Origin of the sequence: Glaciimonas immobilis (assembly GCF_011947285.1) — a bacterium.
Lineage (GTDB): Bacteria > Pseudomonadota > Gammaproteobacteria > Burkholderiales > Burkholderiaceae_D > Glaciimonas > Glaciimonas immobilis.
In genome coordinates this window covers 70,412-85,258 of sequence record NZ_JAAOZT010000017.1, presented here as the reverse complement: position 1 = coordinate 85,258, position 14,847 = coordinate 70,412, and the positions used below count along the sequence as shown (strand labels likewise).

At 50.5% G+C, this 14,847-nt stretch carries 10 protein-coding genes and 2 tRNA genes; 6 read left to right on the top strand and 6 right to left on the bottom strand.

The genetic code is table 11. From position 1 onward, the window contains the following. Positions 1 to 198: 198 nt before the first annotated feature. Entirely contained in the window at positions 199 to 1,389 is a 1,191-nt protein-coding gene (locus tag HAV38_RS20230) for an acetyl-CoA C-acyltransferase family protein (protein ID WP_168057203.1), read from the bottom strand. Between the two features lie 376 nt (positions 1,390 to 1,765). Here HAV38_RS20230 and HAV38_RS20225 point away from each other — a divergent pair, with 376 nt between their 5' ends. Together HAV38_RS20225 and HAV38_RS20220 are read left to right on the top strand one after the other, a co-directional pair. Beyond that, positions 1,766 to 2,209: a nucleoside deaminase gene (locus tag HAV38_RS20225; protein WP_245182488.1), complete on the top strand. Its 444-nt coding sequence runs from the start codon at positions 1,766 to 1,768 to the stop codon at positions 2,207 to 2,209. A gap of 592 nt (positions 2,210 to 2,801) precedes the next feature. Further along, on the top strand, positions 2,802 to 3,890 hold the full coding sequence (locus HAV38_RS20220) for an NAD(P)H-dependent flavin oxidoreductase (protein ID WP_168057202.1): 1,089 nt from the start codon (positions 2,802 to 2,804) through the stop codon (positions 3,888 to 3,890). 166 nt (positions 3,891 to 4,056) lie between these two features. Here HAV38_RS20220 and galE read toward each other — a convergent pair whose 3' ends face one another. The 5 genes from galE to acs form a co-directional block, all read right to left on the bottom strand. Next, a complete protein-coding gene (galE, locus tag HAV38_RS20215) occupies positions 4,057 to 5,088 on the bottom strand; it encodes a UDP-glucose 4-epimerase GalE (RefSeq protein ID WP_168057201.1) in 1,032 nt (343 codons plus the stop codon). Between the two features lie 726 nt (positions 5,089 to 5,814). Further along, positions 5,815 to 6,405 (bottom strand): phasin family protein, encoded by a 591-nt coding sequence (locus tag HAV38_RS20210; RefSeq protein ID WP_245182486.1) that lies wholly within the window; start codon positions 6,403 to 6,405, stop codon positions 5,815 to 5,817. A 551-nt stretch (positions 6,406 to 6,956) separates the two neighbouring features. Next, a complete protein-coding gene (locus HAV38_RS20205; protein ID WP_168057200.1) occupies positions 6,957 to 7,172 on the bottom strand; it encodes a phage integrase central domain-containing protein in 216 nt (71 codons plus the stop codon). 351 nt (positions 7,173 to 7,523) lie between these two features. Then, positions 7,524 to 7,614, bottom strand: a tRNA-Ser gene (locus tag HAV38_RS20200). Positions 7,615 to 7,947: 333 nt separating this feature from the next. Further along, positions 7,948 to 9,930 carry an acetate--CoA ligase gene (gene acs, locus HAV38_RS20195; protein ID WP_168057199.1) on the bottom strand — a complete coding sequence of 661 codons (1,983 nt, stop codon included), beginning with the start codon at positions 9,928 to 9,930 and terminating at the stop codon, positions 7,948 to 7,950. Positions 9,931 to 10,414: 484 nt separating this feature from the next. Between acs and HAV38_RS20190 the strand changes: the two genes are divergently transcribed. From HAV38_RS20190 to HAV38_RS20175, 4 genes are all read left to right on the top strand, one after another. Further along, positions 10,415 to 11,038, top strand: a complete 624-nt coding sequence (locus HAV38_RS20190; RefSeq protein WP_168057198.1) for a YqhA family protein — start codon at positions 10,415 to 10,417, stop codon at positions 11,036 to 11,038. A gap of 211 nt (positions 11,039 to 11,249) precedes the next feature. Beyond that, on the top strand, positions 11,250 to 12,815 hold the full coding sequence (locus HAV38_RS20185) for a fumarate hydratase (protein WP_168057197.1): 1,566 nt from the start codon (positions 11,250 to 11,252) through the stop codon (positions 12,813 to 12,815). A gap of 274 nt (positions 12,816 to 13,089) precedes the next feature. Then, complete coding sequence (gene murI / locus HAV38_RS20180; protein WP_245182485.1) at positions 13,090 to 13,932, top strand: glutamate racemase; 843 nt, start codon at positions 13,090 to 13,092, stop codon at positions 13,930 to 13,932. A 126-nt stretch (positions 13,933 to 14,058) separates the two neighbouring features. Continuing rightward, positions 14,059 to 14,134: transfer RNA gene (locus HAV38_RS20175), tRNA-His, on the top strand. The last annotated feature ends 713 nt before the right edge of the window (positions 14,135 to 14,847 follow it).

The following is a 14,847-nucleotide window of genomic DNA, read 5'->3' as shown; positions in this document are numbered from 1 at the left end:
GATTTTTTTCAGAGATTAAAACGTTATTTCAACGTTGTCGCAACCCGGATTCTAGCGACGGTAGTAACCGCAATAAGGGTAATAACGGTATTAATGGCAGCAAAAGCAGCGATCAAGTACAAAAAACGGTCGGCATGTGAATACATGCCGACCGTCATTCAAACCCTCGATACCTCAATTCGCCCAACGTTTGCTACATCAAAGGCGTTCGATGATCGCTGCAATACCTTGACCGCCACCGATACACATCGTAATCAGACCATAACGTTTGTTGGTGCGGATTAATTCATACAGACATTTAATCGTAATAATTGCCCCACTCGCGCCAAGCGGATGACCGAGGGCAATAGCGCCGCCATTGACGTTAGTAATTGACGGATCGAGGCCTAAACCTTTGCACACGCCCAACGACTGCGCGGCGAAAGCTTCGTTCGATTCGATCACGTGCATGTCATTAAGGCTGAGGCCCGCACGTTTCAATGCCAGCTGAACGGCCGGGATCGGACCTGTTCCCATAATCGATGGGTCAACCCCAGCCACGGCATAAGATACCAAACGCGCTAAAGGCGTCAGACCTGCACGCGCCGCAGCGCTGGCTTCCATCAATACAACAGCGCCAGCACCGTCGTTAATGCCGGATGCATTGCCGGCGGTGACCGTGCCGCCATCTTTTTTAAACGCCGGTTTGAGCCTGGACAAAGACTCCATGGTCGTGTCCGCTTTTGGATACTCGTCCGTGTCAAACAATACAACGCCCTTGCGGGTTTTTAGTTCTACCGGCACGATTTGAGACACAAAGTGACCGGCAGCGATCGCCGCAGTGGCGCGCTTTTGGCTCTCGACAGCAAAAGCGTCCTGCTCTTCGCGTGAAATACTGTATTTCTCTGCCACGTTTTCAGCAGTGATACCCATATGGCCGCCGCCGAATGGATCGGATAAAGCACCGACCATCATGTCAACCATTTTGATATCGCCCATCCGTGCGCCAAAGCGCGCAGCCTGGGTCGAATACATCGCCCGGCTCATGCTCTCGACACCGCCGCCGACTGCAATATCGGTCTCATCCAACTGGATAGCATTGGCCGCTGAAACGATAGCCTGTAAGCCCGAACCGCATAGACGGTTAAGCGTCAGTGCTGTGGATTCTTTACTCATACCGGCATTGATACCAACTACCCGCGATACGTACATGTCACGGGTCTCGGTATGAATCACATGACCAAAAACGATTTGGCCTGCCTGTGCCGGATCAACCTTGGCCCGTGCAAATGCTTCTTTAACCGCGATAGCACCCAGTTCGCACGGTGCCAGATCCTTCAATGAACCGCCAAAGGTTCCGATTGCCGTCCGCGCTGCGCCAACAATGACGACTTCTCTAGTATTAGCCATAATGATTTAAGTCTCCAAATTTGATGATTGATGTTTATTACCATACCCAAAGCTACAGGCATCGGTGAATTCACTGGATCGTGCTATTGATTTTTGTATGTATTGATTTTACCTCATGTAAGACATAGGCCACATGGGTAGAGATTGTTGACAAATAATAAGGCTAATATTGTTCCGCTAGTCACAGCAACGTTCTTCGGGTCTGCATAAAGGGAGCGAAGCTGAATGGGTAAGGGCTGGATGGTAATAATAGGTAAATAAAAGGAAGAAAAAACGTTGAGACCAGATCGACGCCCTAATCGACGCCGGTGGTAACCTTGCTTTATACGGTTTGGTTAAAATCGTGATATCAGCGCTATTACTCAAGGAGAATAAGTTGACAGATAAATTTATGCAAGCAGCCATTGAGGAGGCCCGACGGGGTCTGGCAGAGGGTGGAATTCCTATTGGTTCAGTCTTGGTAATCGATGGCAGGATTGTCGCGCGCGGCCATAATCGGCGCGTCCAAAACGGCAGCGCCATTTTGCACGCCGAGATGGACTGCCTGGAAAACGCTGGCAGACTCAAGGCCAGCGACTATCAGCGCGCCGTCATGTATTCCACGCTATCTTGCTGCGATATGTGCAGTGGCGCGGCGCTTCTGTATAAAATTCCGAAAATTGTCATTGGAGAAAATCAGACTTTTCAGGGGCCCGAAGACTATATGCGCTCGCGCGGCGTGAAGCTGGAAATTCAGGAAAACGCGGAATGCATTGAACTCATGCGCGCATTTATTGCTGCGCAACCTGCATTATGGGATGAGGATATCGGAGAGGATTAACGCTGTTTGATGATTGCTAAGTTGTTAAACCCCTTAGTCCCTCGCCTTTTTTGTTTCCTGACGACAGGTTGTGCCGATAGGCCATACCCGGATGAGGGCCCGCTGCCTCGCCTTCTCTGCCGCTTCAAATGTTCCGTACAGGGAGTGATTTTACCCGTTTGATACGTCCTGTTGCCTGGTACCCAACCCTTATATCTACCACGGTAATGCGGGGGGATACCGCATAGCCTGGCGCCGGTGGTGTTGTCCGCTGTTATTTGTTTGGAATAGTCGCGCTGGAGTCGACTAAGAAATGCGACAAACTCCTTCCCTTGGGCGTGAACAGTCGTCTCTTGCATTAGGTGCTGACAATTCATCATACGCGTGGGTTGTTGGGGCGTTTTCTGTCCTTGGATCGACATTAGTGCGAGCCGACGGTACAAATCATTACCTAAATGGGATGAGCCTGGGGCAATGCTTATACCAGTACTTACGCTAATGCTTACACCTATGCTTAAGGATTACCCTGCAGGCGCTGGACGTTTGACTTTCTCATAGCGATTATTTTATATTAGCCGTTGTGATCAAGTGATCGATTTTGAATGGAGCAGGTATGTCAAAAGCACTATCAACCAATTTAATGCGTACGCTGCGGATTTCTCAACCCATTATTTTGGGCCCGATGCTTGGTGCCGGAACGCTGGAGATGCTGGTTGGCGTGACCAAGGCGGGGGGACTGGGATCGCTGGCAGTGTCGTCGTTGACGCCAGGTGGCATCAGTGCGGCAGTTGCCGCGATCCGTTCGCACACTTCCGGACCATTTAATGTGAATCTGTTTGTACTCGATACGCCGCATCCCACCGATCAGGAACTGCAAGGCGCATTTGCGCTACTTGATCCGTTTCGTGCAGAATTGGGCCTTTCTCCTGCTGAACCCCTGGAAAAATATTGCGAAGATTTCCGTGAGCAACTGGAGATGCTCATCGCGCTGAAGGTTCCGGTGGCCAGTTTCACATTCGGCCTGCTCGACGCTAGCGCGATTGAGCGGTTACATGATGCAGGAACCCTCGTCATCGGCACCGCGACTAACGTTGCGGAAGCGCGCGCCTGGGAAGCTAACGGCGCAGACATCATATGCGCGCAGGGGGCCGAGGCGGGCGGTCACCGCGGTACATTTATTGGCAATTTCGATAGCAGTATGATCGGGACCATGGCCTTGGTGCCACAAATCGTCGATAACGTAAAAGTCCCGGTGGTTGCCGCTGGCGGAATCATGGATGGGCGAGGTATTGCCGCAGCGCTTATGCTGGGTGCACAGGCCGTGCAGATGGGAACGGCGTTTCTTTCCTGTGCAGAATGCCTGATACATCCAGCCTGGAAAACCAAACTACGTGAGGCGTCTGATATCTCGACCAGAATAACCAGATCTTTTAGTGGTCGGGCCGCACGCGGTATCGTCAATGAATACATGCAGCGCATGGCACCGTATGAGAATCAAGTCCTTGCTTATCCGGTCCAAAATGCGTTAACCGGGGCGATCAGGCAAGCAGCGGGCAAGGCTAATCGCCCGGAATTTTTGTCCCTGTGGGCCAGTCAGGCTACTGCATTAGGCCAGCGGCGTAAATCGGAAATCAGCGTTGCTGAGCTGATGGAGCAACTGTTATCGGAATTTACTGGGGTGCTGGAAAGCGTTGGGAGGTGAATGTGCGCGTGCATGTTGAAGATGCCCTCATCTTCAGCGTTACATTGGTCTGGCCCAAGTGCGAGTAGGGCTGACGTTGAAGCAACCAACACGTCAGCTCGCAGATACTAGTTAGCAAACTTTTTCCTTCATGCTACAAAAAATCAAAGTGGCCGCTAGGTTAATGCTACAGGTTATTTTTAAACCCACTTGGATTCATCCTCTGCCAGCGCCAATGGTCCGTGCACATATCGGCCAGATTTTTCTGCGCCTCCCAATTCAGCACTTTTTTTGCCTCAGACGGGTCTGCGTAGCACTCTGCAATATCGCCCGGGCGTCGCGATGTTATGTCATGCGGCACGCTGCGACTGCTAGCTGCTTCAAACGCGCGGACCATCTCCAATACGCTATAACCCAAACCCGTACCGAGGTTGACCGTAAAACTTTTTCCTGCGGTGAACAATTTATTTAGCGCGGCAACATGTCCCTGGGCCAGATCGACGACGTGAATGTAGTCGCGCACGCCAGTTCCGTCCGGTGTCGGGTAGTCATTGCCAAAGACTGCCAGCCGCTCGCGCCGACCGACGGCTACCTGCGCGATAAAGGGCATCAGGTTGTTTGGAATGCCGTTTGGATCTTCGCCTATCAAGCCGCTAGGATGCGCTCCGACAGGATTAAAGTATCGCAATATGCCAAATGCCCACGATGGATCCGATACCGTCATGTCGCCGAGTATTTGCTCGACAATCAGCTTCGATCGTCCGTAGGGGTTGGTGGCGCTCAACGCTGCGGACTCGTGAATCGGCACGGATTGCGGATCGCCATATACCGTGGCGGATGAGCTAAAAACAAAGTTTTTTATTTTGGCTTTTGCCAGAGCGTGCAGTAACGTAACGGTGCCCGATACGTTGTTGTCAAAATAGAGTAATGGCTTTACAACCGATTCGCCCACTGCCTTCAAACCCGCAAAATGGATGACCGCATCAATCGCATGCTCTCGCAATAGCGCGTCGAGCGCTGCCGGGTCGCGTACATCGGCTTCATAAAAGGACATCGTGCGATCAGCAATTTTCTCGACGCGTGTTATCGCTTCGCGGGTGCTGTTGCTGAAATTATCAATTCCCACTACGTCAAACCCAGATAAAAGAAGCTCAACACAAGTATGTGAGCCGATATATCCAGCAGCACCAGTTACTAAAATAGTTTTGTTTTTGGTCATGGATGGCGTTTCGAATTGGTCTAACCTAAAAATATGCTGATGTCGGAATAATCTACCGTTTTATACGCTGATCAAGTCCGCGAAATCGCACGAGCGCCCCTAACGGTAAATGTTGAATATTCGCAATTTATTAATTATTAACTCCCTAACCGGTGCGCTGACAGAGGCTACCGGAGTATTGATATGCACGGTGTGAAGCCTTGCAAATATACTTAAATGGTGAAGATTAAACAACGAAATGTCATTAACTGACAAAATTAACAGGGGAGAGTGGCCAGTCTGCGCTATTTCAAAACACGCGCGGTGTCTCGCCATGAAACCTTTTGAATAAGTATCGAAGTTTATCTCAAATGACTTATCGTTTTTGAGACGTCGGTGAGCGATTAATTTTCTCAAAAATGAGAATGTTATAGCCCTGACTTTTGTCTTTGATCAAGTCGTAGAGATCGTCTTTTTTTATTTTGGCAAAAGCTGCTTTACCGGAACTCAGCGCCGAGTTAATGGGACATCCTGGCTTTCTCGAAGCAAGTCGCGCGTAACGCATGTTCGAGTGCCTTCGTGGAAGCCAAGGGGCTCATGACGCTCGTGCCTGGAGGAGGCGGGTGGCAATCCAGAATTTGCAATTGCCACCGTCACTTTCGTCCCAGCGCCAATACGACGGTGGATCATTAATCAAAAATCAAAAACAATCCGCTGTGCTGGCGAAAGTACCCGCTGACAGCATCATCAGGCATGTTTGCCTGGTTGTGGCTGTGTTTGTGGCTTCGTCAAAGGCTGTTGTGTCGACTGATGACCATCGTTGCTTTGATGTGCATCATTGTTCTGTTGCGTGCCGGCGCTCTGGCGTGAAGTATCGTTAGCCTGGTTGATCGGCTGCGACATTTTTTCAACAGCAGCCTTTTGGCGCTGCGTTACTTTTTCGGTTTCTTCCTGAGTACGGCGTGCGATTTCATCCGCAAGGGCTGCAGCAGTACGGCTGGTTTCTGATACATGCTGCTCGGCAGTTTTGGAGAGCTCAACCCGCACCCCAGCACCGATGTTCGTCAAATGTTGCTGATAAGCCCGCACTTTTTCCGCGGCAGGTTGTGCTTGTGATGCCGCAATGGACAAAGCGTCCGTGGAAGATTTTGCCTCAATCAACTGATGCATGTTGTCGATAGATTCTTGCATCAATGTCTCGGCAACCTGAACGTTGAGCTGACTAACTTGTTGAAGGCCGTCGAACATCTTCTTCGACAAATCCGTCAAGAATGAAAATTGCGCTTCGAGGTGCGATTTCATTGCTGGGGGTACTTCTTCTTTTGTGATTCCAAACATGGTGAATCCTTTCTAAATAAGCAATTGATTAAACGTAGGGAAGCAAGAAGATATAAAGCGCTTTGAAATGAACAGCCGGCAACTGCAGCATTACCGCCTTCAATTGCGCGGTCTGCAGGCTGAGTGCGTTTTACCTTGCGCCAGTGAGACAGATGTTTTTTCGTCAAGTTCCGAGAATTATATATTTTTTTGCATCGCATCAAAATTTGATAACCGTGCGGAAATACTGACAAAAAAGACCTTGGCATGTGGGAATTAGATTGATGGAAGGGAAGCACCTAGCGCTGGTCGAAACTGAAAAATATAGGCCGTGCCCTGAGCAGGGGCTCCTAAATTTGAGACAAGCTACCGAAGCTTACCGAGAACCCCGAAACGGGGGCTCGATGGTTTGTTCAATTCCGGACAGCGGGTCCTTCGGTGCCAGTCACTTACCCACTCTTCGTTTTCTAAGTTAATTTTAGACCAAGGTGTTTTGATTAGTTCACTGGTTCGGACAAAGATTTAATCGGAACATTACCCTTGTCCCAATGAACATGTGACCCTCGATCTTTTCAAAACACGAATAAACTCCGGTAGCTCCTCCGGCGTAATCGCGGCATGGTGCCGTTCATTGTTTGCTTAAGAGCGCCCCTGAGGCTGTGTAATGAATCGTTATCGGCCACGCCTATCGCAATCGCATAGCGAAAAGTCTTGTCGTATACTTGTCCTTGTCGCTCCGCCATCTCCAAGGCACCGCGTTTTTCGATCTGCCGCAATGCATCCAGCATGACCGGGGCTTTGATGACAGCGATGGGCTACTTACGAATTAAGGGGAAATCGTCCACTTCCAACCGATGCAGGATATTGGTGGCTGTTCGTTCTTACATGCCGCCACCGTCCGCCAAGGGGTATGACTTATCCTCTGGCTTGGCGGTTCTGACGTAATATCAGTGAGGGGTTGGCGAATTTAGGCATCTTGCATCCACGGCAGCTTTTAGAGTGCATCCATTGCTCAAGTATGGATGCAAAAACGTGGATGTCAATGGACAACATTCGAGCGTAGGCGGCAAAAAACCCGCGTCTGCGCTATGGCGGAGGCGGGTTTTTGGACTACGTTGGACATCTTAATACACTGTTCTTGGCGGAGAAAGGGGGATTCGAACCCCCGGTAGGCTATGAACCTACACACGCTTTCCAGGCGTGCGACTTAAACCACTCATCCATCTCTCCTGCTGAATACTATTCATTTTACTAGCGCATGTTGCCAGGAGCTAGTTTCACGAAGCCGCAGATTATAACAATAAATAGTCCGGTATGGCTAATTTCCGTTGGAAGAATGCACTTTTTCGCTTTTTGGCCGTGGGTCACATCATCAGGCTCACAGGAGAACCTGATGTTGTGCTTTTCTCTCACGGGATTTATGTCCGACAGCAACTAAATCAATCAGGGCGAAAACGCACTTCCGCTCTGACAATCCACGCTCTCCCAATACAACGTAAAGCTATACCGTCGGCGAAATACGCCGCAACCATTTATTACGTTACTACGAACCAACGCTGTTCCTTATTGCGCCTCTTTAAGTTGATCCAAAATCCCCGGATTTTCCAGTGTCGAGATATCCTGCGTAATTTCTTCACCCTTCGCAAGAATTCTCAACAAGCGGCGCATGATTTTACCCGAGCGGGTTTTTGGCAAGTTGTCACCGAAGCGGATTTCTTTTGGCTTGGCGATTGGTCCGATTTCTTTGGCGACCCAGTCACGTAGCTCTTTGGCGATTTGTTTGGCTTCGTCGCCTGTCGGGCGGCTGCGCTTGAGTACCACGAACGCGCAGATAGCTTCGCCAGTGGTATCGTCCGGTCTGCCGACCACTGCTGCCTCGGCGACCATCGGATTGGCGACTAAAGCTGACTCGATCTCCATGGTGCCCATGCGGTGACCGGATACGTTTAGCACGTCATCGATACGGCCTGTGATGGTGAAGTAGCCGGTATCTTTATTGCGAACTGCGCCATCGCCAGCCAGGTACAAATTGCCGCCGAACTCTGGTGGAAAGTAGGTGCTTTTAAAGCGTTCCGGGTTGTTCCAGATGGTGCGGACCATTGCGGGCCATGGTCGCTTGACCACTAAAATACCGCCTTGGCCGTTTGGCAAGTCATGGCCGGTCTCATCTACGATGGCTGCCTGAATCCCCGGCAACGGCAACGTGCATGAACCCGGTACCAGTGGCGTCGCGCCCGGTAATGGGGTAATCATGTGGCCGCCGGTTTCGGTTTGCCAGAAGGTGTCGACGATTGGGCAACGTTCTGCGCCGATATGTTTGTGATACCACATCCACGCTTCTGGATTGATCGGCTCGCCGACTGAGCCCAACAAGCGCAGCGAAGTTAAATCGTATTGCGACGGATGGATTTTTTCATCGGCGTCTGCGGCCTTGATCAGTGAGCGAATCGCTGTCGGGGCGGTGTAAAAGATAGTGGCTTTGTGGCGCTGGATCATGTCCCAGAAGCGACCGGCGTTAGGGAAAGTCGGGATGCCTTCAAAGATGATCTGAGTTGCGCCAACTGCGGTCGGTCCGTAGGCGATGTAGGTGTGCCCTGTGATCCAGCCTATGTCGGCGGTGCACCAATAGACGTCGTCGGGCTTGATGTCAAAGGTCCACTTCATCGTCAGTGCTGCCCATAGCAGGTAGCCGGCGGATGAGTGTTGGACGCCTTTTGGGGTGCCGGTCGAGCCTGATGTGTACAGGATGAATAATGGATGTTCGGCGCTGACCCATTCTGGCTCACAGTCGGCGGCTTGATTGGCGACCAGTTCATGCATCCACAGGTCAAAGCCCGGGTTGAATGTGACATTGCCACCGGTGCGCTGGTAGACGATGACATTTTTGATGCAATCGCAACCGCCTAATGCCAGCGCTTCATCGACGATGGATTTCAGTGGCAGGCGCTTGCCACCCCGGACTTGCTCGTCGGAGGTAATGACCGCAACTGCGCCGGCGTCAATAATGCGCTCTTGCAGTGATTTGGCAGAGAAGCCACCAAAAACCACCGAGTGCGTGGCGCCTATGCGTGCGCAAGCTTGCATGGCGACAACGCCTTCGACTGACATTGGCATGTAGATGACAACGCGGTCACCCTTTTTGATGCCAAGTGATTTCAGTCCATTGGCGAAGCGGCAGACTTTTTCATACAATTGCTGATAAGTAACTTTAACGACGTCGCCGCCGTCGGACTCAAATACGATCGCCACTTTGTCTGCGTTACCGTTTTGCAGGTGCACATCCAGGCAGTTGTAGGAGACGTTTAGCAGACCGTCTTCAAACCATTTGTAAAACGGTGCATCGGTCTCATCCAAGACCTTGGTAAAAGGCTTGTGCCACGTGAGTTGTTCACGCGCCAGTCGTCCCCAAAATCCGTCATAGTCGCTATTAGCCTCTGCGCACAGGGCGTTATAAGCGTCCATGCCGGAGATCGCCGCGGTCTTGGCGAACGCTGCAGGTGGAGGGAAAATGCGCGTTTCTTGCGCGAAAGTTTCGATATTGGCCATCTGGTTGTCTCCTGCTATTAGAAAATATTGATGCCAGAAAGTAGGCTTTTACACTTACTCAAGCCTTACATTCCGCTCTTTGGATAAATTTGCATAGCATGTGCCCAATGCTGTATTTTTAAGTGCGCCGAAAATGAACAAATGTGTTGAAAAATCTAACATAACCTCTGTTTAATACATTCGGATTGGTTTTTTCCATCAACTGCGGCATCGGTGATTAACCATTACTTGATCAATTAATTAATCTATAAACCAAACGACAAACTAATCTGTCGATACATTCAGACCTTCCACGGCCTATATGCGACGCTACCCCTACTTTATGCCACTTAGGCCACTTCTGCCGCTAGTTCGGCGCGATTAATACAAAAAAATTAACATCGGCGAGCGAAATTGACTGAGCACAAAACATGCCTACGAACCATTGCATGACCGCATGACGTGTAAAATAGCGCAGTCGCACTTTCCTCACCACTATAAGACCATGAGCAACGACTTGAACATCGCAGGAAAAAAATCTATTGGCACTCTTCCGAACTTGATTTTTATGAGTCGCTGGCTGCAATTGCCACTGTACCTTGGACTAATTCTGGCGCAATGCGTCTATGTTTTTCATTTTTGGGTCGAGTTGACCGACTTAATTGGCGCGATTTTTGGCAACGCGCCATCGCTTGAGCATATTCTGGATGCCGTTACCATTGATGGCGCGGTACGCCCGACCAAGCTGACAGAATCGACCATCATGCTGGTGACGTTGGGTTTGATAGACGTGGTCATGATCTCCAATCTGTTGATTATGGTCATCGTCGGCGGTTACGAAACTTTCGTTTCCCGCATGAACTTAGAGCATCATCCAGATCAACCGGAATGGCTCTCGCATGTCAATGCGTCCGTGTTAAAAGTCAAACTGGCGATGGCGATTATCGGTATTTCATCGATCCATTTGCTGAAAACTTTTATCAACGCTAATGCATATGACGCGAAAACCTTGCTTGCGCAAACCGGCATCCATTTTACGTTCTTGCTATCAGCGCTAGCTATCGCGTGGTGCGACCGCATCATGACGGCAACCCAACAAAGCCAGCGTGGACACGGTTCGCAGCATTAAGTCATGGGTGCTGGTAACGGTGATTACCAATACAACGCCCCTTGGTCGCTTACGCGGTTGATCAGGCTGATGAACCGGCGCTGTTGGGCTGTTTTATGTTGGACATGGCATTACTAAATGTAGCCTCGCCAGCACGATCTTCACCGATTTTATTGTAATTCTATTGTTACTTTTATATAGACCTTCCCAAAGAATCTTACAGAGAAACGCTATGACCACAACGACCACGACGACCACGACGACGACGATTAAGCAGGAAGATCTTATTGAGTCGGTAGCTGCCGCATTGCAATACATTAGCTACTATCATCCCGCCGATTACATCCAGCATCTGGCGCGCGCATACGAGGCCGAGCAAAGCCCGGCGGCCAAGGACGCCATCGCGCAAATCTTGACCAATTCCCGCATGTGCGCGGAAGGCAAGCGCCCGATTTGCCAGGATACCGGCATCGTCAACGTGTTTCTAAAAATCGGTATGGACGTGCGCTTTGAGGGCTTCAAGGGCACGATTACCGATGCAGTGAACGAAGGCGTGCGCCGCGGTTATCTGCATCCGGACAATGTGTTGCGCGCCTCTATCGTGGCCGACCCGCATTTTGAGCGGAAGAACACCAAAGACAACACGCCAGCCGTGGTGCATATGGAGTTGGTAAAAGGCAATACGATCGACGTTCAGATCGCCGCCAAAGGTGGTGGTTCAGAAAATAAAACCAAGTTTGTCATGCTCAATCCGTCCGACTCGTTAGTTGACTGGGTCATGAAAACCGTCCCGCTCATGGGTGCTGGCTGGTGTCCGCCCGGCATGTTGGGGATCGGCATCGGCGGTACCGCAGAACGGGCGATGCTCATGGCTAAACAAGTGCTGATGGAAGACATCGACATGTACGATTTGCTGAAGCGCGGCCCAGAAAACAAAACCGAAGAGTTGCGTATTGAGCTGTTCCAAAAGGTCAACGCGCTCGGTATCGGTGCGCAAGGTCTGGGCGGATTAACCACCGTCCTCGACGTCAAGATTATGATGCACCCAACGCACGCGGCCTCAAAACCGGTCGCGATGATCCCCAATTGCGCGGCTACTCGCCACGGACATTTTGTACTGGACGGGTCCGGTCCTGCATTCATGGAGCCACCGTCGCTGTCGGACTGGCCAGAAGTCCACTGGATGCCGGACACCGAGAAGTCGACCTCAGTCAATCTGGATACATTGACCAAAGAAGAGGTCGCCTCATGGAAGCCAGGTCAGACCTTGCTACTGAATGGCAAAATGCTGACCGGTCGTGACGCGGCACACAAGCGGATTCAGGAAATGCTGGCCAAGGGCGAGCAATTGCCGGTCGATTTTACCAATCGCGTCATCTATTACGTTGGCCCAGTCGATCCGGTACGCGATGAAGCGGTGGGACCTGCGGGACCGACTACGGCGACACGGATGGACAAGTTCACCGACATGATGCTGGAACAAACTGGTTTGATCTCAATGATTGGCAAGGCAGAACGCGGCCCTGAAACGATTGCATCGATCAAAAAGCACAAGTCAGCCTATTTGATGGCGGTCGGCGGCGCTGCGTATCTGGTATCCAAAGCGATCAAATCAGCCCGCGTGTTGGGTTTTGCCGACTTGGGGATGGAAGCGATTTACGAATTTGACGTCAAGGATATGCCGGTCACTGTCGCCGTCGATTCGAACGGTATTTCGGTCCATAACACCGGGCCGAAAGAATGGCAGGCCAAGATACAGTCAGCATCGCTGGCGAACATTGCTGTGACTACTATCTAAAGACCGCTCTTTATATCTGTTCTCAAACTCTGCTCCCAAAACTGGCTCCCAAAAATCTGGTGTCTGCATGTAGCGCCAGATAGAATGTGCGGTTACCTCTGGTGGCCGCTATTTGCTGTCCGCCCATACCGGCGCGGTATGATTCATGCTCGTAGCGGGGGCAGGAAAAACCGTTTGCTATGGTCGACTGCAATATTCTTAGCGCATTATGCGCATTGCCTTGTTTTACTGTGAATGCTGTATTCACATTATTTCTATTAATAGTGCCAACAATATGGTGACCGACAAAATGCCGATGGGGAAAGATAGGCCTATCGGCATTTTTGATTCCGGTGTAGGCGGCCTATCCGTGTTACGTCATATCCGGGCCGCCATGCCAGCCGAGGATTTGCTATATTTTGCCGACTCTGCCCACGCGCCTTACGGCGACAAAACTGAGCAAGCGATTCTCGAACGCACACTGGCAATCGCCCAATTTCTGATAGAACACAACGCAAAAGCGCTAGTCGTCGCCTGTAATACAGCGACCGCCGCCGCGATTAAAGCGGTTCGCAGCGCCTATCCAAGCTTAGCCGTAGTCGGCATCGAACCCGGCCTCAAACCCGCCGCTTTGCAAACCCGTACAAAAATGATCGGCGTGTTAGCCACCAGAGGCACGCTCGCCAGCGCAAGTTTTAGTACGCTGTCGCAAAAAATTGCGGCATCAACCGGCGTGCAGTTCACATTACAGCCGTGCGTCGGTCTCGCCGATCAGATCGAAAAAGGTGCGCTAAACAGCGCGGTAACGGAAGCGCTGATACATCGCTATCTCGCACCGTTGATGGAGCAGGACATCGACACGCTAGTACTGGGCTGCACCCATTACCCGTTTGTCCGACCGCTGATAGAAAGTATCGTCCACCGCTTAACCTCCCGACAAATAACCATCATCGATACCGGCGATGCCGTGACCAAACAGTTGGTCCGGATACTCGCAGAACATGCGCTGCAGCAAACCGCGATACGGTCAGGATCGTTAACGGCATTTACCACCGGTCAACCAACTGTGCTGAAGAGTACATTTTTTAGCCTGCTTGGGTTACAACCGACGGTCCTGCAAGCGCTTGGCGCACCATGAATAAAAAATAACCCTATTAATCGCAATATTTCGTGTTTTTTGAATTGCCAGTGCGTATTTTAGTTTGTATAATAGCGAGCTGTTCTGGCCCACAAGCCTGAAGAGAAATGTAAAAGTAAGACAGTGGTGGCTGTAGCTCAGTTGGTAGAGTCCAGGATTGTGATTCCTGTTGTCGTGGGTTCGAGCCCCATCAGCCACCCCACAAAATACGTATGAAATCAAAGAGTTACACGCTTCGGCTTGTAGCTCTTTTTTTCGTTCTGAGGGAATATGGCCTCCGTGTAGGGCTTGTGTATTGTAATTATAGCAACTATTTTCCGGGCTAACGTTTCCAGCGTAATGAATCGCGGCTCATCATAATTAAACCGGTTATCTTCAAACGTGACTGTTTGCCCACTCTCGATTATTTGTTGCGAATCATCGAAGTGACAGTCGTGTTTTTTAAAATAACGTTTTTTTCAAGCGGGCATAGCAATATAGCAATAGGCTTATTGTATGTATATTTATGAGTATATAAAAAGATTATTAAGCGACCGCGCGCAAACCCGCCTGAACTGTCACAAAGTCGATTTCGGTGTGCTCCAGTCGTGGGTTCGAGCCCACCAGCTACCCCAATAGACATTAGGCTTTGGCCGATAGTACCTGCTAATATTTAATCGATAAAATGCCAAATTTTGGAAGATAGATTAAGGGATTCCGTGAAAGCGGCGTCCTTTTTTATGTCGCTAATATGGCTACCTGCTATTGGCTTAATGAATCCCCGCGGCGCGCTTGATAGCCGCAAACGTTCTCCCTGTTCACCTGCTATCGCCCGTGTTACGTAAATACGCCACCAGCAAACGAGGTCTCCCAAAGAACATGCATTAACTCAACGCGTTACACGCTTAAGCCTGTAGCGCTTTTTTTCGTTTTTAG